Source organism: Microbacterium sp. CFBP9023 (assembly GCF_034045055.1).
In the GTDB taxonomy this organism is placed as follows: Bacteria; Actinomycetota; Actinomycetes; order Actinomycetales; family Microbacteriaceae; genus Microbacterium.
Map to the genome: position 1 here is coordinate 668,997 of NZ_JAXCWI010000002.1, position 20,611 is coordinate 689,607.

General features: G+C 69.3%; 20 protein-coding genes. 3 read left to right on the plus strand and 17 right to left on the minus strand.

Annotation, left to right across the window (positions count from 1 at the left end):
• Positions 1–5: 5 nt before the first annotated feature.
• The 10 genes from SOM10_RS13820 to SOM10_RS13865 form a co-directional block, all read right to left on the minus strand.
• The gene (locus SOM10_RS13820) at positions 6–1,586 is read right to left on the minus strand and encodes a GMC oxidoreductase (protein ID WP_320490559.1); all 1,581 of its coding nucleotides are present in this window, start codon (positions 1,584–1,586) and stop codon (positions 6–8) included.
• A gap of 25 nt (positions 1,587–1,611) precedes the next feature.
• Positions 1,612–3,102 (minus strand): MFS transporter, encoded by a 1,491-nt coding sequence (locus tag SOM10_RS13825; protein ID WP_320490561.1) that lies wholly within the window; start codon positions 3,100–3,102, stop codon positions 1,612–1,614.
• A 129-nt stretch (positions 3,103–3,231) separates the two neighbouring features.
• The gene (locus SOM10_RS13830) at positions 3,232–4,209 is read right to left on the minus strand and encodes a fumarylacetoacetate hydrolase family protein (protein ID WP_320490563.1); all 978 of its coding nucleotides are present in this window, start codon (positions 4,207–4,209) and stop codon (positions 3,232–3,234) included.
• Positions 4,206–5,210, minus strand: coding sequence for an amidohydrolase family protein (locus SOM10_RS13835; RefSeq protein WP_320490564.1), 1,005 nt, complete (start codon positions 5,208–5,210; stop codon positions 4,206–4,208). Before SOM10_RS13835 ends, SOM10_RS13830 begins: the two co-directional genes overlap by 4 nt.
• Positions 5,207–6,343: an FAD-dependent monooxygenase gene (locus SOM10_RS13840; protein ID WP_120493731.1), complete on the minus strand. Its 1,137-nt coding sequence runs from the start codon at positions 6,341–6,343 to the stop codon at positions 5,207–5,209. Before SOM10_RS13840 ends, SOM10_RS13835 begins: the two co-directional genes overlap by 4 nt.
• A 45-nt stretch (positions 6,344–6,388) precedes the next feature.
• On the minus strand, positions 6,389–7,387 hold the full coding sequence (locus SOM10_RS13845; protein ID WP_320490568.1) for a cyclase family protein: 999 nt from the start codon (positions 7,385–7,387) through the stop codon (positions 6,389–6,391).
• Complete coding sequence (locus tag SOM10_RS13850; protein WP_320490570.1) at positions 7,387–8,364, minus strand: fumarylacetoacetate hydrolase family protein; 978 nt, start codon at positions 8,362–8,364, stop codon at positions 7,387–7,389. Before SOM10_RS13850 ends, SOM10_RS13845 begins: the two co-directional genes overlap by 1 nt.
• A gap of 79 nt (positions 8,365–8,443) precedes the next feature.
• Entirely contained in the window at positions 8,444–9,460 is a 1,017-nt protein-coding gene (locus SOM10_RS13855; protein WP_120493734.1) for a VOC family protein, read from the minus strand.
• A gap of 95 nt (positions 9,461–9,555) precedes the next feature.
• The gene (locus tag SOM10_RS13860) at positions 9,556–10,329 is read right to left on the minus strand and encodes a hypothetical protein (protein WP_320490572.1); all 774 of its coding nucleotides are present in this window, start codon (positions 10,327–10,329) and stop codon (positions 9,556–9,558) included.
• A complete protein-coding gene (locus SOM10_RS13865; RefSeq protein ID WP_320490574.1) occupies positions 10,326–11,366 on the minus strand; it encodes a Gfo/Idh/MocA family oxidoreductase in 1,041 nt (346 codons plus the stop codon). Before SOM10_RS13865 ends, SOM10_RS13860 begins: the two co-directional genes overlap by 4 nt.
• 130 nt (positions 11,367–11,496) lie before the next feature.
• Here SOM10_RS13865 and SOM10_RS13870 point away from each other — a divergent pair, with 130 nt between their 5' ends.
• The 3 genes from SOM10_RS13870 to SOM10_RS13880 all read left to right on the plus strand — a co-directional run bounded on the left by SOM10_RS13870 (position 11,497) and on the right by SOM10_RS13880 (position 14,337).
• Positions 11,497–12,768 (plus strand): ROK family protein, encoded by a 1,272-nt coding sequence (locus SOM10_RS13870; protein ID WP_187250194.1) that lies wholly within the window; start codon positions 11,497–11,499, stop codon positions 12,766–12,768.
• Between the two features lie 139 nt (positions 12,769–12,907).
• Positions 12,908–13,318: a hypothetical protein gene (locus tag SOM10_RS13875; protein ID WP_315985309.1), complete on the plus strand. Its 411-nt coding sequence runs from the start codon at positions 12,908–12,910 to the stop codon at positions 13,316–13,318.
• A 14-nt stretch (positions 13,319–13,332) separates the two neighbouring features.
• Entirely contained in the window at positions 13,333–14,337 is a 1,005-nt protein-coding gene (locus SOM10_RS13880) for a restriction endonuclease subunit R (RefSeq protein ID WP_320490575.1), read from the plus strand.
• Between the two features lie 96 nt (positions 14,338–14,433).
• Here the strand turns inward: SOM10_RS13880 and SOM10_RS13885 are convergent, their stop codons facing one another.
• Genes SOM10_RS13885 through SOM10_RS13915 form a run of 7 tightly spaced genes read right to left on the minus strand, consistent with a single transcriptional unit; the run spans position 14,434 to position 20,550 of the window.
• On the minus strand, positions 14,434–15,303 hold the full coding sequence (locus tag SOM10_RS13885) for a ThuA domain-containing protein (RefSeq protein WP_320490576.1): 870 nt from the start codon (positions 15,301–15,303) through the stop codon (positions 14,434–14,436).
• Complete coding sequence (locus SOM10_RS13890) at positions 15,303–16,319, minus strand: sugar phosphate isomerase/epimerase family protein (protein WP_187250191.1); 1,017 nt, start codon at positions 16,317–16,319, stop codon at positions 15,303–15,305. The genes SOM10_RS13885 and SOM10_RS13890 overlap by 1 nt, the downstream gene beginning before the upstream one ends.
• Positions 16,320–16,373: 54 nt before the next feature.
• A complete protein-coding gene (locus SOM10_RS13895) occupies positions 16,374–17,582 on the minus strand; it encodes a Gfo/Idh/MocA family oxidoreductase (RefSeq protein WP_320490578.1) in 1,209 nt (402 codons plus the stop codon).
• A complete protein-coding gene (locus SOM10_RS13900) occupies positions 17,579–17,995 on the minus strand; it encodes a C-glycoside deglycosidase beta subunit domain-containing protein (RefSeq protein ID WP_120493741.1) in 417 nt (138 codons plus the stop codon). Before SOM10_RS13900 ends, SOM10_RS13895 begins: the two co-directional genes overlap by 4 nt.
• A gap of 13 nt (positions 17,996–18,008) precedes the next feature.
• Positions 18,009–19,034, minus strand: coding sequence for a sugar phosphate isomerase/epimerase family protein (locus SOM10_RS13905; protein WP_120493742.1), 1,026 nt, complete (start codon positions 19,032–19,034; stop codon positions 18,009–18,011).
• Positions 19,031–20,143 (minus strand): sugar phosphate isomerase/epimerase family protein, encoded by a 1,113-nt coding sequence (locus SOM10_RS13910; RefSeq protein WP_320490579.1) that lies wholly within the window; start codon positions 20,141–20,143, stop codon positions 19,031–19,033. The genes SOM10_RS13905 and SOM10_RS13910 overlap by 4 nt, the downstream gene beginning before the upstream one ends.
• Positions 20,140–20,550, minus strand: coding sequence for a C-glycoside deglycosidase beta subunit domain-containing protein (locus SOM10_RS13915; protein ID WP_320490580.1), 411 nt, complete (start codon positions 20,548–20,550; stop codon positions 20,140–20,142). Before SOM10_RS13915 ends, SOM10_RS13910 begins: the two co-directional genes overlap by 4 nt.
• Positions 20,551–20,611 lie beyond the last annotated feature (61 nt).

Genomic DNA, 20,611 nt, shown 5'->3' on the forward strand with positions numbered 1-20,611 from the left:
GGCGCTCAGAGCCGCGACGCCGCCTCGCGCGCACCGCGCACCGCGATCGCGACGCTGGTGAGGGTCGGATTCATGGTGTTGGCGGTGGGGATGAGAGCGTTGCCGCCGACCACGAGGTTGTCGAAGCCCCACACCCTCGAATACGGATCCGCGACGCTGGTGCCGTCGTCGTCGGTGCCCGCTCGCATGGTTCCCATGTAGTGCAGGCTCGACCCGTTCGGCAGCAGCCGCGGCTCGGCGATGAACGTGCCCAGGGCCGCACCGGCGCGACGCAGATGCGCCGTGGCATCCGAGATCTCCGCCTCCTCGACGTCGGTGAGGGCGTACTCGATCGTCATGTTCGGCAGACCGCGGTAATCGAGCTCGTCGTCGTCGAAGCGCACCCCGTCCTCGATCCGCGGATGCTTGCGCACTCCGTACCCCATGTTGACGTATCCCCAGCGGTTGCCTGCGTGCGGGTGCGACGCGTCGAGCGGGAAGGGCGGGTTCTCGGCATACATCACCTGCAGCGAGAAGGGATGGTCGGGCTCCGAGAACGGGATGCGGTTCACGGCGGCGACGGGATCCGCCGGGTTCGTCGCGCGGCGGGCGAGCTCGCGCTCGAGCTCGTCGTCCGTCACGAGGTCGGCCATCCGGTCGCCGTCGAGCGACACGGTCGAGATCACCACGTGGTGCTCGGTGAGATAGCGGCCGAGGGCCGTGGGGCGGATGCCCGATGCCCACAGCAGCTGCGGGGAACGGAAGGCGTCGGCGGCCACCACGACGAGGTCCGCGGGAAAGGACGACGTCTGCCGGGTGCGCAGGTCCTCGACCACGACTCCGGTCGCGCGGCTCCCGTCGTGCTCGATCCGCCGCACCAGCGAGAGGTCGCGCAGTGCGAAACGGGCGCTCTCGTCGGTGCTCGGCTCGATGAGCGGACCGAGCACCATGTCGGCGCCCGCCCACACCATCGTGCCGTCGGGCTGGGGGTCGCCGGCGATGGGCAGAGTGCTCACGCCGTATCCGTCGGGGAGCTCGGCGGCGAACTCACCCTCGAGCAGTGCGCGGATGGCACCGCCGATCGGCGAGTCAGCGAAGGCCGCACCCTGGTGATGCAGCAGCTCCTCGGCCGTCGTGATCAGCTCTTCCCACTCCTCGTCGTCGATGAACGGGAGCTTCTCGCTGAATGCCGGACGCGGGATCGCGCAGGTCCAGTGCGATCCCTGGCCCCCGACATTCGTCGCCGCCGCGACAGCCGGGAACGTCGGGGCGTGGGCTGATCCCTCTCCGCCGAAGTCGAGCAGGTGGGTCCCCTGCCGCGCCGTGAACATGCCCTCGACGACGACTCCGGCGGGGATGCCCAGAGACTCGCGGAAGGCGCCCGCCTGCGGACCCTGCGCCATCTCACGCGCGCGAGCCTTCTCCTCGGGATCGGCGATGTTGCGGACGCTGGCGCCCGGCCGCTCGGTGATCTGCGGTCCTGCTTCGAACATCACGACCCGCGCGGTCGGATGACTCTGCAGGATCACGCGCGCGTAGGCGGAGCCGATGGGTCCGCTGCCCACGATCGCGACGGTCGGATGCTCGGAGGCGGTGTTCTCAGACATGGTTGTTCTCCCGGTGCGTGCGGATTCAGGCGGTGACGGATTCGACGGAGGCGATGGGGTCGTGCTCGTCGGCCAGACGTCCTCGGGGCATGAGCAGCGCGACGACGAATCCGATGGCGTAGGCGACGGCGAGCGCGGCGAACACCGGTGCGAAGACATCGTGGTAGATGCCGGCGACCTCGATCTGCAGGGCCGGGTCCGACACCTGCACCAGCTGCGGGGTCAGCGCTGTCGCGTCGAGCCCCGACGGCAGGAGCGCTGCGACGCCGAAGCCGACGACGCCGCCGATGACGGCGGTGGTCACAGTCGCGCCGACCTGTCGCACGATGTTGACGGTCGCCGTGAGGGTGCCGGTCGCGCTGCGCGGTGCGGCGCTCTGCACGACCGTGACGATCAGGCTCATGAACGCGCCGGTGCCGATGCCGACCACGAACATGACGGCCATCGGCGCCCACAGCGGCAGGCCGACCGGCAGCAGCGCCATGACGGTCAGGCCGACGGCGCCCAGAGCGGTGCCGACGATCGGGTAGACCCGGTAGCGGCCGGTGCGGCTCGCGAGGAAGCCGGATGCCAGGTTGCTCAGCAGCATCCCGAACACGGTCGCGATGGGCACGAGCCCTGAGACGGTCGCCGTCGCCTGGTACGCCATCTGCACGTAGGTCGGCAGGTAGGCGGTGATCGAGAAGAGGCCGACGCCGATGATCGCCGAGAGCGCCGTGCCGACCGCGATCGTCCGATTCGCGAAGAAGCGCAGCGGCACGATCGGCTCCTCCGCCCGCAGCTCGGCGAGCAGGAACGCGGCGAAGGCGACGAGGGCCGCGGCGAAGGCGACGACCGTGGCGGTGCGCAGCGCCGGGTCGGCCACCCACGAGACGGCGAGCACGAGGGCCACGAGCGCGGTCGTGAAAGAGACGGCGCCGGCGATGTCGAACCGGCGCAGCGCGCCCGGTGCGATGCGCGGCACCGCGACGAGAGCGAGCGCGAGGGCCGCCACACCGACGGGGATGTTGACCCAGAAGACCCACTGCCAGCCCCAGAAATCGGTGATGAGCCCGCCGAGGACGGGACCCACGAGGATCGCGATGGGGAAGGCGGCCCCGATGACCGCCATGTACTTCGGACGCTCCCGCGGCGAGGTCACCTGGGCGATGATCGTCTGCGACATCAGTTGCAGACCGGCGGAGCTCATGCCCTGCAGCACTCGTGCCCCGATCAGCCAGGGCATCGTCTGCGCGAAGCCGCAGGCGAGTGAGGCGAGGAGGAACACGACGAGCGAGGTGAGGAACACCGCTCGGGGGCCGACCACGTCGCCGAGCTTGCCGAGCACCGGAAGCAGCACGGTGCTCGCGAGCGTGTACCCGACCACCACCCACCCCATGTGCTCGAGGGCGCCCAGCTCACCGGCGATGGTGGCGAGGGACGTGGAGACGATCGTGTGGTCGAGCGCACCGAGGAAGGACACGGTGAGCAGCGAGACGACGAGGAGACGCAGACGCAGCGTCGAGAGTGGAGGCATGACCGATGACCCGATCGATCGGGCAGTCGACGCGACTTCGTGTGCCCCGCTCGCAACGTCACGAGCGGGAACGGGTTCGAGGAACCCCGGCGCCGAGTTCAGCATACGGGATCTTTAGTCGGTTTTCAACTAAAGTGCACGCCGACGCGCACGGGATCGGCTCCTGGCACGCGGCACCGCGGGCGCGGTGACGGGCGCGCCCACTCTCCCGACGAGTTCACCGATCCCCTCCACCACCATGCGCACCACGTCGCCGTCGACGAGCGGAGGTGGCGTGAGCGCGCCGTTGCGCCCCCACAGCTCGCCCAGGCACCCGCCGTTGCCGACCGTGCCGCTGCCCAGGACGTCGCCCGGCACGACCCGCGAGTTCCGCGAGGCATAGGCGACGAACTCGGGAAACGGCCAGCCGGCGTTCGAGACGAGGTCCTTGCCGATCAGCTCGTCGTTCACGAAGACCTCGGCGCGGATCGCGAGGAAACCGTCGTCGTCGAGATACGGCTCGAGCTCATCGGCCGTGACGATCCACGGCCCCAGGCTCATTCCGAAGTCCTTGCCCTTCGACGGACCGAGGCGCACCTTCATCTCGCGGGCCTGCAGGTCGCGGGCCGACCAGTCGTTCATGATCGTGTATCCGAAGATCAGCGACGCCGCCGCCCCGGCGTCGAGATTCGACTCCCCGACCCCCGGGGCGCCTCCGATCACGACCGCGACCTCCAGTTCGAAGTCGAGTCGTTCGGTCACCGGCGGATGCAGCACATCCGCAGGCCCCAAGATCGTGTGCGGGTTGCCGAAATAGAACGTCGGCGCGTCGTACCACTCCGGCGCCACGTCGCTCTTGCCCTCGACGCCGGCGCTCACTCCCTCGACGTGCTCCTCGAAGGCCACGAAATCGCGCACCGACGCGGGCGCGACCGGAGCGAGCAGGGTCACCTCGGCGAGCGCCGCTCCCGTCTCGCCCTCGACCTCGCGGTGCAGGTCGCGCGCGGCGTCCAGCCCGAGCGCGAGCACATCGGCCACACGCAGCCGGCGCGGGAAGGAGACCACCCGATCGCCCTCGACGAAGCCCTCGCCGACCTCGCCGTCGACGCTCCAGCGGGCGATCCTCATGCCCGCACCCGCCGCCCGAGCAGCTGTGCGGCGTTCTCCTCGAGGATGCGGTCGACGACCGCGGCTTCGAGCCCCGACCCCCGCACGAACTCGACCGGGTCGTCGAGCCCCATGTCGAACGGATAATCGCTGCCCAGCAGCACGCGCGACTCCCCCGCGACCTCGATGAGTCGCCGCAGCGCGTCGGGGTCGTGCACCACGGTGTCGAACCAGATCTTCGAGAGATATGTCGAGGGCGCGTGCGCGCAGCGCTGAGCCTCGGGACGCACCGTCCATGCGCGGTCCGAGCGCCCGATCGACAGCGGCAGGTAGCCGCCGCCGTGGGCCGCGACGATCGTGAGCTGCGGATGCCGGTCGAGCACACCCGCGAAGATCAGGTGCGAGAGCGCGACGGCGTTCTCGGCCGGCTGCCCGACGGTGTTCGACAGGTAGAACCGATCGAGTCGTTCGTCGAGGCTGCAGCCGAACGGATGCAGGAAGACGACGGCGCCCAGTTCGGCAGCCCGCGCCCAGAAGGGCTCCAGTCGCTCATCCGAGAGCTCCACGTCGCCGGCGAACGACGAGATCTCGACACCGGCGAGACCCCGGCCGAGCACCGCGTCATCGAGGCACTCGACGATGCGCTCCGGGTGCTGCAGCGGAACGAGTCCGAGACCGATGAGCCGCTCGGGCGCCTGCGCCACGTGCTCGGCGACCAGTCGGTTGGCCTCGTTCGCCGCCCACACGGCCAGTCCCTCGGGAGCCCAGGGGTAGAAGTGGTTGGGTGAGGCGCTGACCCACTGCACGTCGACGCCCTGCGCATCCATGTCGGCGAGACGCACCGGCACGGACGTGAGCTGGGGGATGCGCGCGCCCACCATCGGGCCCGAGACAGCCAGGCTCTCGGCACCGTTCCGAGTCAGCTCGAGTGCGGCGGCCTCGCGCACGAGGTCGGGCACGCGTCGCTCGACCTCGGCCTGCAGCGACGGCAGCAGGACGTGAGCATGGACGTCGGTGGTCATGCCGGTGCCGCCATCTTCTGCGCGATGCCGAAGATGAGTCCGCCGGCGTCGGCGTCGCGATCGTGCTCGAGCTGCCAGCGACCGAGCTGCACCGAGGCCTCGACGACGGCCTGCGCACGAGGCAGGCGACGCGCGTGGAACTCGTCGAACAGCGAGTCGTCCACGGCATCCCGCGTCGTCAGCAGCTCGGTGAGCACGAAGGCGTCCTCGAGCCCCTGCGCAGCGCCCTGGGCGATCGTCGGAGGGCAGGAGTGCGCCGCGTCGCCGATCACGATCACCCGCCCGCGGTTCCACGGCGCGGGCACGACGTGCTGGGTGAACCAGGTGTAGTTGGCGACGGCGCCCGCCTCGAGATCGGCGCGGATCGAGTTCCACGGACCGTCGTAGGCACGCGACGCCTCGAGCATGATCTGCGTGGCCTCCTCGCCGGAGACCCCGAAGCGATCCTGCGCGTCCTCCACGAGGAACGCGTACATGGTGTCCTCACCGGTCGGCGTGTACCCCGCGATGTACATGGGCCCGCCGTAGTAGAGCTCGGACCGTTCGACGTCGGCGGGGCGCGAGACGAACGCGCGCCAGATGCCCATCCCGGTCGGCTCCGGCTTGGTCTCGATCCCGACGAGGTCCCGCACGGCGGAGTGCAGCCCGTCCGCGCCGATCAGCAGGTCGTACTCGCCTGCCGACCCTCCGTTCACGACGACCTCGACGGAGTCGGGACCATGCTGCTCGACTCCGGTGACCTTCGCACCGAAGCGCACGTCGGCTCCGGCCGCGCGCGCGTGCTCGAGCAGGATGCTCGTCAGTTCGGCGCGAGGCATGCCCATAGCGGCCGGGTAGTCGGGGCCTCCGGTCTTGACGTCCGGCAGCGCCGCCACGATCGGGGCGCCGGGACCGGGTGCGCGCAGATTGAGTCCCTCGAACGGGAATCCCGCCGCGCGGATGTCGTCCCACGCGCCGAGCGCATCGAACACGCGCAGGGCGTTGCCCTGCAGCGAGATGCCGGACCCGAGGGTGGACGGCGCGTCCTTCGCCTCGAAGACGTCGACCTCGACGCCGGCCTTGGCGAGCTGGATGGCGGCGGCGAGTCCGGCGACGCCGGTGCCGGCGATCGCGACCTTGCGAACTGCGGTCATGAGCAGAACCTCTCTGTTCTGGGTGATCGTGCGGGTGTGAGTGGACTAGAGGATGGCGACGGGGTTGACCGGCGAGCCGACGGCCCCCGTGATCGGGAGCGGCGGCGCCGACAGGAGGAAGTCCCACCGGCCGCGCTCGGCACAGGCCTCGGCGAGCTCATCGAGGTTCCACATCTCGCCGATCGTCAGGCCGAGGTTCGGGATGACGACCTGGTGCAGCGGCTGGAAGGCCGGCACGTCGAACTCGTTCGGACGCACCTCGAACCCCCAGGTGTCGGTCGCGATGGCCGCGATCTCCGTGCGATGCAGCCACCCCGCGGTGGTCAGCGACAGTCCGGGCGCCGGTCCCCCGGCATAGTCGCCCCAGCCCTCGCGGCGGGTGCGTGCGTACTGTCCGGTGCGGACCACGACGATGTCGCCGCGCCCCACGACGCTGGAAGCGCCCTGCGCGGCGATCGTCGCCTCGATATCCGCGACCGTGATGGCGTGACCGTCCGGCAGCTCACCGGTCTCGGGGAACAGGTGTCGGCCGACGTCCAGCAGCACCCCGCGCGAGACGATGACGGATGCCGCGTGCTCGATGCCCGTGACGAGGTCGCCCTCGCTGGTCACGACGTCGCCCGCCCGTCGCCCGTTCCAGGCGTTGCCGTGGTCGAAGATGTGGCCGAGGCCGTCCCACTGCGTCGAGCACTGCAGGGGCATCGCGATCACGTCGTCCGCCCCGCCGATGCCGTGCGGGAAACCCTGGTTGCCGCGCTCGGCGTCGACACCGGTGTCGGTCATGGTGTGCACCGGGTTGGTACGCCTGCGCCACCCCTTCTGCGGGCCGTCGGTGTCGAAGCGCTGCGAGAGCGAGACCACCCGGCCGGAGGACACGAGCGACGCGGCCTTCACCCGAACGGCGTCGTCGATGAAGTTGAGGGTGCCGAGCACGTCGTCGCTCCCCCAGCGCCCCCAGTTGCGATAGGCCGTCGCCCGGGCCGCGATCTCGGACTCGGGGTCGGCGCGGTCGAGATCGGCCGGATTCTCGGAGGGCGTCCCCATCACGAGGCCCCGTCCGTCTTCTGGGCCACGCAGCGCACGACCTGGGTGCCGAGATTGGCGATCGTGCCGGTCATGACGTCTCCGTCGCGGAGGAACCGCCGCCAGTGCTGGCCGTTGCCGGCAGGGCTGCCCGTCAGCAGCAGGTCACCGGGGTACAGCGGGTGGGTCTGCGACGCGGCCGAGAGCAGCGCCGGGATGTCGAACAGCAGATCGCTGGTCGATGCGTCCTGCATCGTCTGCCCGTTGAGGTCGAGGCGCACCGCCGCGTCACTCGCCGAGACGAACGGTGCCGGTACGAGGAACGGACCGGTCGGCAGGAATCCGGGTGCGTTCTTGGCCCGATACCAGTCGGTGCCGATCTCCTTCATGTCCTTGCGGAAGACCAGATCGCGGGTCGTCACGTCGTTCACGATCGTGTAGCCGGCGATGTGCTCCCAGGCGTCCTCGCGCGAGACCTGGAAGGCCTCCTTGCCGATCACGAGGGCGAGCTCGAGCTCCCAGTCGTGCACCTCGCTGTACGTGGGCAGCACGAGGGGGACGTCGTCCCCGACGACCGCGGCGGGCAGGCCGATGAAGAAGTAGGGCTCGCCGTTCGCCTTGCGGTCGTCCATCATGGTGGCGGCGAACTCCCGCGCCTCGTCGGGCGTGCGATCGGAGTTCTGGGTCAGGCCGGCTGCGACGAGCTCGATGACGTGCTCGCGGTAGTTCGCGCCGGTCTGCAGCACCTGACGCGGCTCGACGGGAGCGGTGAGGGTGACCTCCGCGAGCGGGATCCACGGCCCGTCGCTTCGGGCGATCGCGTGCAGTCTGTCCCAGTCGGGGGCCGCGAGGAACTGGTTGAGCCCGTCGGCTCCGAGCTCCTCGGATGAGAGCGGGCGGATGCGCTCGCCGACCGCGAGGCCGAGACGCACGCGCCCGTCGTCGCGATAGCGCGCCAGTGCGAAGGGTGCGTCGGGTGCTGTTGTCGTCGTCGTCATCGTCGGTCGATCCTCTGTCGTTCAGTATGGCGTCACGGAGGTTCCGGGGCGGACGTCGACGTCCGCCCCGGACGGGCGCTCAGCCCTGGCCGTGCTTGGCGTACGGGTTGAAGAGCGCTTCCTTGATCTCGTCGGGCACGCCCTCCTCGGTGGCGGAGGGGCCGTCCGCCGGCGGGAACGACTCCGTCATCGACATCGGCATCGCGCCGTTGCGGTAGAAGTTGTTCGAGCCGAGCGAGGGCTTCCAGGTGTTCGCCTCCCAGTCCGGGACGTAGTTGCGGTAGCCGCCCGTGTTCAGCTCGATGCGCAGCGTCGACGGCTCGCGGTAGTAGAGGAACGTCTGCTCCCCGATGCCGTGGATGTTGGGGCCGTATTCGATCGGGATGCCGTTCTCCATCAGGGTGTCGGCGGCGATCAGCAGCTCTTCGCGGGTGTCGACCCAGAACGCGTAGTGGTTGACCCGACCGGCCCGCGTGGATCCGTCGAGCACGACGCCGAGGTCGTGCGACTTCTCGTTGGTCGTGAGCACCGAGAACACCGAGATCGGCGCCTCGTCGAGCACGGTGCGCGCCATGAAGCGGAAGCCGAGCACGTCGACGTACCAGGCGACGAAGGCGTCGACATCGCTCGTCGCCACCGTGACGTGGTCGAGCTGACGCGGTGCGCCGGCGATCTTGCTGCGCTTCTCGGGACGGTCGGGGTAGATCGAGGCGGCGTCCGTCGTCGACTGGTGGCGCTCGACGTCCCAGTGGAGGGTCATGTCGTGGCCGAAGGGACCGGTGAAGCGGTAGGCACGGCCGATCTTGAATCCGTCGATCCACTCGCCCTGGATCCCCGCGGCCTCGATGCGCTTCGCGGCTTCTTCGAGCGCCTCGGCGCTGGACGTGCGCCAGGCCATGGTCTCGAGAGACGGCTCGTCTCCGGGGACGACGACCACCGAGTAGGCGTAGTAGTCACCCCAGCAGCGCAGGTAGACGCGACCGTCTTCGCGGGCCACCTCTGTGAGACCGACCTGGGTCTTGTAGAACTCCACCGATGCCTCGACGTCCGGCGACGTGATCGCCACGTAGGACAGGTGGGAAAGCAGCTTGATCATCTTCGATCCTTTCGTGGGGGCTCTGGGACCTGCCCCGCCATCTACTTTTGTCGGATATCGGCTATTCAGGAATCCCGATGTGGCTATGCGCGGAATCAGCCTCGTTTATCCGTTCCCCACATCCCCTCAGCGAGCTGCACGTCGTGCCGGAACTCCCGGACATCCGCCGGAAGCGTGCCCTGCAGCGCTGCGTGGATCGCTCGACGGAGTGCGAGCCGCTCACCCGACTCATGCCGCCGAGGCAGGCGCAGCACGCCGTCGGCGCTGCTCGACTCCACGCTTCTCACATCGGTCGCCGCGTCGAGATCGACCTCGATGCGCGTCTCTCCGACGGCGAGTGCCCGGAGCCGCGGTCGCCCTCGGCCGACCAGCGCCGAGACCGTCAGCGCGGCCGCCGTTCCCGACGTCGGTTCCTCGAGCAGGGCGATCAGCCCGTGCGGCAGCGCCGCTGCCGTCCGCAGCACGAGATCGCCTCCGCCGAGCACCCGCAGCCAGCCGACCGCATCCCTCGTCAGTTCGCCCATCGCTGGCGCCGCTCCAGCTGCATCGACGGTCAGCTGACGCGCCGGGACGGCGACCGCCGCGTCGGCGACGACGTCGGCCCGCAGCCACGGACGGTCCAGCACCACCGGTGCGCCCTCGGCGACAGCCTCGAGATCGCCGATCTCCGCCGGATCCGTCGAGACCGGATTCCCGACGAGCACCGCGGCCGCGCCCCGGCGCACGGCCTCGACCGCCCGCCCCGGCCACCCCGAGGCGCCGTCGACCACGACGACCGCACCGGAGGCCGTGGAGGTCGCACGCGCTCGCAGCGGCAGCTCGGCGAGTGCCGCCGCATATCCGGCCGTCGCTCCGGTGACCCCGATCATCGCGTCATCCCCTCGCGCACGGCGGTGGCTGCGGCATCCGCCAGGTCGATCGCGTAGTGCGCATCGGCGAGCATCTCGTCGTACTCGACCGCGTCGGCGCCCGCGGCGAGCGACGCCATCGCCCGCCACTCGGCCAGATAGCCGTCATCGGGCAGCGGCGGGTACTCCGACACCCGGCCGTCGACATGGCGCACTCGTGCTCGCGCGCTGCCGTCGTGCACGAAAGCCGGAGGGAACTCGATGTCGATCAGATCGCGTCCGGTCGCGACCGAGAAGCGCCAGAGCGCCTCCGCCCCCTCGCACAGCATCACCGCGGTGAGGCGGACGAGCACGTCGCCGGCGATGAATCCCACGCAGTACCCGATGGGGGCGACGGGACGCGCGAACACCACCCGATCGACACGCGGCGCGAGGTCTCGCAGCAGGGGGAGATCGTGGATGCCGAGGCCGAGGATCAGCTGCCGGACCACGGCCGAGGAGAACCCCGGATCCTTCCAGTCCGGCGCGGGTCGGGCAGGTGCGGCACCCGGCAGTGACTCCGTGACGACGTCGTGGTATCGGCCGTTCGGCGGCAGCGCGACGGTGATCGAGACCGCGCGCACCGGAGCCTGCTCGGCGGCGATGTGATGCCGAGCCCTGCCCCATGCCGGATCGAAGAGGTGATTCGTCCCGACGACGAGCGCCGTGCCGGCTCGACGGCATGCGTCCATCACGGCATCAGCGTCGTCTCTGGTGAGCGCGATGGGTTTCTCGCACAGGATCGCGCGCACGCCGGCGGCCACCGCATCGAGTATCTGAGCCGCATGCTGCTCCGGGGGCGAGCAGATCGCGACCACCTCGACCTCGGGATCGGCGAGAAGCGCCGCCGTGCCCACTGAGTACCGCGCTCCTGTGCGCTCGGCGAGGGCCTCGGCTCGTCCGCTGCCGCCGTCGGCGATGTGCACGACGCGGAACAGCTCCGGGAGGCGATCGAGGGTGGGCAGATGCAGGGCCGACACCCCCGGGCCCGCTCCGATGATTCCGACGCCTCTCGTCATGAGATCGTTCCTCTCGGGAAGCATCAGGCCTCCATCGGCTTATGTTGAAACTGTACCTAAGTCTGTCCGCGCACGACAATAGATGACGCGATGAACGCGGAATCCGGCAGACCCTGTGTGAAAATCGGGTATGGCTAGTGAGTCCACCCTCCGATTCGGCGCGCAGACCGATGAGATGACGAGTCTCCTGCGCATCGTCAACCTCGTTCGCACGGGCGAGGCGGTGACCAGACCCGAGATCGGTCGCCTGACCGGACTGGGGCGAGGCGTCGTCGCCCAGCGGGTCGACCACGCGATCGAAGTCGGGTTCCTGCAGGACGGGGAGTTCGCGCCGTCGTCCGGCGGCAGAGCGCCACGCACGCTGCGCTTCCGCGCCGAACGCGGGCGAGTGATCGTCTGCGCGCTCGGAGCCCTGCACATCCACGTGGGTCTCGCCGACCTCGACGGCGCGATCCTCGCCGACTCGCATCGCGCCTGGGACATCGCCCGGGGACCCGAGGAGACCCTCGACGAGGCGATGTCGATGATCGACCGCCTGGTCGCGGAGGACGCCGCGCCCGGCACGCCCGTCTGGGCCATCACCGTCGGCGTTCCGGGCCCCGTGGACTTCACCTCCGGCCGCCCGGTCGCGCCGCCCATCATGCCCGGCTGGAACGGCTTCGACATCCGCACCCGGTTCGAGGAGCGCTTCGATGCCCCGACATGGGTCGACAACGACGTGAACATCCTCGCCTTCAGTGAGCGCGAGCGTCGCGAGAACGACAGCATCGACCTCATCTACTGCAAGATCGGCTCAGGAATCGGCGCCGGGCTCCTCTCTCGTGGGCGCGTGCATCGCGGCGCGAACGGCGCGGCCGGTGACATCGGTCACGTGCGCGTCCTCGACTCCGAAGAGCTGTGCCGGTGTGGCAAGGTCGGCTGCCTCGAGGCCGTGGCCGGGGGCTGGGCGCTCGTGCGCGACGCTCAGCGGGCGCTCGACGAGGGCGGCGGTGGAGCTCTGGCGAAGCGGGTCGCCGACGGAGAGGCAATCACGCCGGAGTCGATCTCCCGCGCCGCCGAGGGCGGCGACGCCCTCGCGATCTCCCTGATCCGCAAGTCCGCGCGGGTGGCGGGCGAATCGATCGCGACCCTGGTCAACGTGTTCAACCCGAGCATCATCGTGATCGGCGGCGCCGTGGCCGCCGCGGGCGAGCTCTTCCTGGCGGAGGTGCGGCAGCGGGTCTACGAGCTCTCCCTGCCTCTCGCGACGCGCGACCTGTCGATCGTGAACTCGCTCAACGACCAGCGCGAGCCCCTGCGCGGTGGCGCCGCGCTCGCTCGGGAAGAGCTGTTCGACGAGACCTTCCCCCGGTGGTTCGCCGACGGGGCGCCGACGGTCGCGCGCATCCACTCGGTGGACTGAGTCCCTCACTCTCGCACTTCTTCCTATTTCAGACATAAGCAGGTATGTTCTGAACTGAAGTCGAACGAGAGGCGTCGAAGATGATGCATGCCATGCCGGGCGAGTGCTCGGATGCCGCCGCAGACCACAGAGGCGCACCGTGCTCGACGCGCTGACGGCGAGTTCACTCGTCGAGGATGCGACCGGCGCTGTCCTCAGGCTCGCACTGCCGTGGATCCGGGCGCTGCCCCTCGCCGCCGTGCGAGACGTCGAGGTGCACATCGACGGCGTGCCGGTTCCGCACCTCCGTGTCGTTCTCGGTCAGCGCGACATCGCACCCGCCGACCTCGCGCACGAGGACGGCTGGTGGTTCGTGCAGGACCGGCTCGCGCTGCGGCTCGGACGGCGTCTCTCCGCGGGCACGCACTCGGTGCGGGTCTCCTTCCGTCTGGCCGTCCCCTACCTGCAGACGGGCCCGGACGGTCCTCTGATCCTTCCCTTCCACTTCGCCCGCGACCTCGACACCGTGACCCCGGGCGCCAGCGCCGATGCGGCACGCGACGTCGCCTGACCCGGAGACCGCACATGACGACCGCACTCCCCTCCGACTGGACGCTCTCTGCGAGCGCCTTCAACTGGTCCTCCGAGATCGTGCGTGCAGAGCGCACCGCTCCGGACATCGCGATCGGAATCGTGGCGGAGGGCATCGCCTCGGTCATCGAGGTCGAGCTGGGCCAGCTGTGGCGCTCCTATCCGGTGCCGACCGACGCCGAGGCCGAAGCGCTGCGCGAGTCGCTCGCCGCAGTGGGCGGTCGGGTGAGCATCGTCGGCGCGAGCATCGACGACTGGGACCTGCCTGCCCGACGGCGCAGCGACGCCGAGAGACTCGCGTTCCTGCTGCCTCAGCTGCGGGCCGCGCATCGACTGGGCGCCTCGGGACTCCGTCTGCCGATCGGACAGGCGGGTCCCGCGCTGCTGGCCGACCTGCTGCCGCACCTCCATGAGCTCGACCTCGTGCTGTTCGAAGAAGCGCAGGGCCGCCAGACCCCGTCGGCCCACACTGCGGACTACGACACCGTCGCGACGATCGACGACTCTCGCGTTCGGCTGCTGATCGACATCAGCATGCTCATGCCGGCGCTGCCCACGACCTACCTCGAGCGCCTGAGCTCGGGCGGGATCCCGCCCGAGCTGATCTCCCGGCTCACCCACGACTGGCGCGAGGCCGAGACGCATGACGCCGTGATGGATCTGCTGCGGTCGGGCGGCGTGCCCGGTCCGGTGCACACGCTCTACATGGACATGCTCGTGCGCTTCGGGCGTTCGGATGCCGCGGAGCTGCGCGGCATCGTTCCCCTCGTCGGCGCCTTCCATCTGAAGTTCTGGGATCTGGACGACGCGGATCACCGCATCTCCGCGCCGATCCAGGCTCTGGGCGCCGAGCTGGCGGGGCGCGACTTCCGCGGCACCTTCACGAGCGAGTGGGGCGGGCTCGAATGGCTCGACGACGACGCGGCCGGGATGACCCGCGCACACCTGGCACTGGCCCGCACGGCGCTCGGGATCGGCGTCTCGTCGGCACGCGTCTGACCGGCGCACGAACACGGGCGCACGAACACGGCGCACGAACACGGCCTCGAGCCTCCTGATCGGAGGCTCGAGGCCGTCGCCTGTTCGAGGTCGCGGTCAGCCCTCGCGGTTGTAGTACGGCCAAGGCAGGAATCGACGGTCGCCGCGCCGATCCGGCCCCTCGAGGCTCACCTCGCCCGTGGCCGCCCACTCGACGCCGCGCGGGAACATCCTGATGAACTCGATGCGCCGGAACGTGTCGATGTCGTGACCGATGGTGATCGTGAAGCTGCGGCCCGAGCCGTAGTCGTTGATCCAGGCGATCGGCTGATCGGTGTTCATCCCGGGCAGCGCTGCGATGCCCTCCGCGGGAATCGCGACGGGATAGTGCGACATCGGCCAGACGGGCGCCTTCTCGTACGACTCGAGATCGTCGAAGGTCGTCAGCAGAACCTGCGCACCCTCATACAGCTCGACCCCGACGAGGATGTCGTCGCCCGTCACGGTCCACGTCTCAGTGATGCCGTCGGTGATCGCGTGACGTGGCTCCGTCGTGCGCAGCAGCGCCTCACCCCACGGACGGGGACGGATGCCGGTCGGCACGCTGAGCTTCGCACCGCGCATGACGTTGTACTCCTCCGGGTAGCCCCAGTCATCCTCCTGCACCGCCGAGCCGTGGAACCACACGATGCCCTTGCCCCGGTCGTGCACGAATCGCAGCAGCGCGGCATCCGTCTCCGGCCCGAAGCCGACGGCCCTGTCGTGGTAGCCGTCCCGCCCCTCGAAGACGACGATGATCACGTCGTATTCGTCGATGATCTCGGCGCCGAGGCCGCGCGGATCTTCGATCACGCGCACGCGGAAGCGCCCGGTGTCTTCGAGCAGCGTCGTCAGCCACTGATTGTGGGTGCGGAAGCTGCGGTGCTCGTTGTCGTGCTCGATCGTCATGTGCCCCGAGAGGATGAGCACGTTCAGAACGTCGGCCATCAGGCGGTCTCGTCGACCTTCGAGGAGAACGCCGAGTCGAAGGCGGCATCCGGAGGCGTGATCGCGGCGAGCCCGCGAACGAACGCGAGCGCCTCCGGTGCGCCGTGCAGGCGGTCCATGCCGGCGTCCTCCCACTCCACGCTCGTCGGGCCGGTGTAGCCGATCGCGTTGAGCGCACGGAACAGCGGCTCCCACTTCACGGCCCCGTGGCCGGTCGACACGAACGTCCAGCCGCGGCGCGGGTTGGCCCACGCGAGGTGCGAGCCCAGCACGCCGTTACGGCCGTCGAGGTTGGTGATCGACTCCTTCACGTGGACGTGGAAGATGTGCTCGGCGAAGTCGAGCACGAACGCGACGGAGTCCAGCTGCTGCCAGACGAAGTGCGAAGGATCGAAGTTGAACCCGAAGCTCTTGCGATGCCCGATCGCGTCGAGGGTCGCCTTCGCGGTCCAGTAGTCGTAGGCGATCTCCGAGGGGTGCACCTCGAGAGCGAAGCGCACCCCGACCTCCTCGAACACATCGAGGATCGGATTCCAGCGGTCGGCGAAGTCGCGGTATCCGGCGGCGATGAACTCGTCGGATGCCGGGGGGAACATCGCCACGGCCTTCCAGATGCTCGATCCCGTGAAGCCGTTCACCGTGGCGACGCCGAGCTTCGCCGCGAACCGGGCGGTGTCCTTCAGATCCTCCGCGGCCCGCTGACGCACGCCCTCGGGGTCTCCGTCACCCCAGACCCGGTCCGACAGGATGTCGCGGTGGCGCACGTCGATCGGATCGTCGCACACCGCCTGCCCGGTGAGATGGTTCGAGATCGCCCATACCCCGAGGCCGTTGCGCTCGAGGATGTCGCGACGACTCTGCACATAGGCGTCGTCGTCCCAGCGGGAGACATCGATGTGATCACCCCAGCAGGCGATCTCGAGTCCGTCGTACCCCCACTCCCCCGCCAGGCGCGCGACCTCCTCGAACGGGAGGTCGGCCCACTGACCGGTGAACAGCGTGATCGGACGTGCCATGAACGACTCCTTCGTAGAACGGATGGCGATGTGTGACTGCGGTGGGTGGAGGACTCAGCGGATGCCGACCGGCGCCTCGGTGCGCACGCGCACCCAGGCCGCATCGTCTGCCGCGCTGCGCTCGACCGCATCGAGCACCCGCTGGACTCCGAGGCCCTCCGCGAAGCTCGGATGCGGCGCGGTGCCGTCGTGGATCCCGCGCACCAGATCGACCACCTGATGCGTGAAGCCGTGCTCGTAGCCGAGCATGTGGCCCGCGGGCCACCACGCGGCGACGTAGGGGTGCGCCGCCTCGGTGACGATGATCTTCGTGAAGCCCTGTCGGTCGTCGGGAAGGGTGCGGTCGTAGAACTGCAGACTGTTGAGGTCCTCCAGGTCGAACGCCAGTGCGCCCCGGTCTCCCGACACCTCGATCGTCAGCGCGTTCTTGCGGCCGGTCGCGAAGCGCGTGGCCTCGAAAGAGGCCAGCGCCCCTCCCGAGAGCCGGCCGGTGAACAGCGCGAGATCGTCGACGGTGACGTCGCCGTAGCCCGCCCCGGCAGTGCCGGACAGCCCGGATCCCCCCGCGCTCAGCGGACGTCGAGACACGATCGTCTCGGTGACGCCGGTCACGGCCTCCACCGTCTGCCCCGTGACGAACTGCGTGAGGTCGATGATGTGGGCGCCGATGTCTCCCAGCGCCCCGGAACCCGCGTGCTCCTTCTGCAGACGCCAGGCGAGCGGCATCTCGGGGTCGACGAGCCAGTCCTGCCGGTAGGCGGCCCGCACCTGCTGCACGCGCCCGATCACCCCCTCCGCGATCAGATCGCGCAGGAAGGTGGCAGCGGGGACGCGCCGATAGGTGAAGCCGACCATCGAGACCACGCCGTGCTCGGCCGCGCGTGCGGCGGCATCCGCCATCGCCTCAGCCTCCTCGACCGTGTTGGCGAGGGGCTTCTCGCAGAGCACGTGCTTGCCCGCATCGAGCGCGGCGATCGCGATCTCGGCGTGCGAGTCACCGGGCGTGACGATGTCGACGATGTCGATGTCGGGCCGGGCGATGACCTCGCGCCAGTCCGTCGACGTCTCGGCCCACCCCCACTGCTCGGCGGCTCGCTGCACGGAGTCGGCCGTGCGACCGACGAGAACCGCCATCTCCACGTCATCAGGCAGGTCGAACATCCGCGGCGCCTGACGCCAGCCCACCGAGTGGGCCGCGCCCATGAAGCCGTGGCCGATCATCGCGACACGCAGCGCGCGGCCGGTCGCCGGCTCTCGGGTCATGCGAGCACGACCTCGCGCTGCACCGGGACGCGGTTGGTGACGTAGCGCCCGGGGCCGCCGTCGACGCCCGGCATGATCTGCATGTAGAGCAGACGCATGGTCAGCACGACCTCGACGGTGAGGGCGTCGCCCGCCTGCGGCACCGGGTCGAGGTCGATGAGGACCTCAGGGCGCTCGGCGACGAACCACAGCGTCTCGTGCTGCTCGGGCAGCTCATCGACGCGGTAGGTGCGCCCCTCGAGCTCGAACCGCAGCGACTCGGTCGGGATGTCGACGCCGTTCACACGGGCGGCGACGCCGTCGACGGCCGACAGCCATAGGCTGCGGTACCAGGGCAGCTGCACCGCGACGGCGATGCCGGTGTCGGTGCGGCGGACGTCCTTCTCGGAGAACAGGGAGTTGTGAGTGGCCATGAGTGTCTCCGATTCAGACCGCGACTGCGGTCTCTTCGATCGCACGACGCATGAGGTCGTGCTGCTTCTTGACGAGGTCGATGGGGTCGCTCTCGCCGAGGTCCGAGAACGCGTGACCCTCCCACTCGCTCGAGAGGTACCCCTGGTATCCGCCCTCGACGAACTGGCGCACGATGCGGGGGATGTCCATCGCGGGCTCCTCCCCGTCGGGGCCGATGTCGTAGAACTTGGCGTGCACGTGGAAGATCTGCGGCATGATGTCGAGCCATTCCTCCGGCGGCACAAGGCCGTGCATGTTGAACGCCAGGCGCGTGAAGGGTCCGAGGCGCGCGAAGTCGAAGTTCTCCGACGTCAGGAAGTCCTCGAACTTCTGATTGCGCACGTGCATGGGCGTCGGCTCATGCCAGATCTCGTCCATGACGGCGAAGTACTCCTCGGGCATGCCCATCTGCCGCATGGTGCGCAGAAGGGTGGGCGAGAGCGAGTGCATGGTCGACGAGAAGTCGGCGGTGAAGCCCAGTCGATCGGACTGCAGCTCGTCGTACATCTCGCGCATCTGCAGCACCTGCGGGTTGTTCGGACCCGACGGCGCATGGATCTCGTAGCCGAGCTTCTGGTCGTACTTCTCCGCCAACGGCAGCAGACTGCGCAGCAGCTCCTTGCCGTGCGAGCGGATGACGACCTTCTTGAAGCCGAGCGTGTGCGCGGTCTTGAGCTGTCGGGCCAGGAAGTCGTGCTCCTCGTCGGGGGTCATGTCGCGATCCTTGCGGCGGCCCATGTCGAGGTTCGTGCCGATCGCACTCGGCTCGAACCCGTAGCGGTCCATGCTGTCGCGCCAGAGCCGCACGAAGTCGTCGTCGACATCGGGGTAGGTGCGCAGCATCTGCGCGATGTTGAACTCGATCCCGGGGCCCAGGCCGTGGTCTGCGGCGGCCTTGATGAGCGTCTCGGGCGTGTAGAGCCCCGCGGCGAACTCGGAGGTGAGCGAGTAGAGCGTGATGCCCAGCTTGATGCCGGTGCCGGCGATTCCGTCGGTCATGCGCGGAGTCCCTTCGTGAGAGCGTGCGGGAGGTGGGCGGCGAGCGCGCGGTGCGCCTCGGCCGCGTCGGTGATCATGCGGCTGCCGGCGTTCTCGGCCGCGGAGCGCTGAACGGCCTGCTCGCCGGCGATGATCTCGAACGGGCTCTGCCAGTGGTTCCAGTGCCAGCCCTCGTATTCGCTCGACACGGCACCGGAGTAGCCGTTCTCGACGAGCAGCATGATGAGGTCGCGCACCGGCACCGACGGCTCTTCGCCGTTCTCGTCGATTCCGAAGAACTTGCCGTGCACGTGCTTCACCCACGGCATGATCTCGAGCCAGTCGTCGACGCGCGCGGGTCCGAACAGGCCGGTGCCGTTGATGCCGAAGTCGATGCCGAGGTCGGGTCGACCGTTCTGGGCGGCGAGTCCGATGAAGGATCCGAAGCGCTGCCCGTGCACCGCCTGATCCGCCGGCGGGCCCTGCTCGTAGTAGGTGTTCCACAGGTCGACGACCTTGCCCAGCAGCTCCTCCGACGCACCACGCCGGCGGTAGGCCTCGATGAGCGAGGGCGCGAAGCCCGAGACCGTGGCGCCCCAGTCCATGGTGAATCCGAGGAAGGGCGATCCGACCTTCTCGTAGCGGTCGCGGAGCGCCAGGATGCGCGGATGCGAGGCGTACTGATCGGCATGCACCTCGAGGGCGAGCGTCACCCCGTGCTCCTCGGCGATCGGCGCGAGCGCCTCCATCGAGTCCGGGGTGATCGAGATCTGCACGCGGGCGATCGGGAAGCCGAGCTTCGCCGCCGCTTTGATCTGCAGGGTCATGTAGTCGATGAGCTCGTCCTGCGTCAGCAGACGATCGCGATGGATGCCGATGTCGGCGTTCACGGCGAGCGAGGTGGTGACCAGGCCGACCTCGTCGATCAGGTCGCGGAACCACCCGGCGAAGGAGTCCTCGATGTGCGGGAAGCCGCGGAAGCTCGAGAAGCCGATGATCTCGAGACCGGGCCCGTAGCCCTCGTCCGCCACCTTGCGGATCAGCTGCTCGAGGTCGTATTCGCGACCGTGGAAGGCGCGGGTGAAGCTGTACAGCGTGACGCCCTGGATGGGTGTGCCCTGAGCGGTCATGCCGCCACCTCCTGTGCCTGACGCGCGGTCATGGTCTTGGTGTCGTGCTCTTCGATGTGCAGCGTCTCGGTGTCCGAGATGATGATGTAGGGGATGTACAGCGTCAGGTCGACCCGCACCTCGTGCTCGTCGTCCGCCGTGATCGGCAGGTGGCCCGAGAGCACCGCCGAGTCGACGGGGAACCACCACTCCCCTGTCTCATCGAGGAGCTCGTCGAAGCGGAACTCCCGACCGTTCATGCGCCAGCGCAGCGAGTCGGACGGCGCCTCGACGCCGTCGATGGTGAGCGTCGCTCCGGCGATGCAGCTGCCGGGCAGAGCGCGGTACCAGGGGAGGCGCACCTCCACCGACGCGCGTGTGCCGTCGACGGCGAGCGTGCCTTGTTCGATGATGCGATCGGGGATCACGTGCTTCTCCTTGACTACTTTGTCTTGATTTAAACAGACTAATGTCGTTTTCCTGCATAAG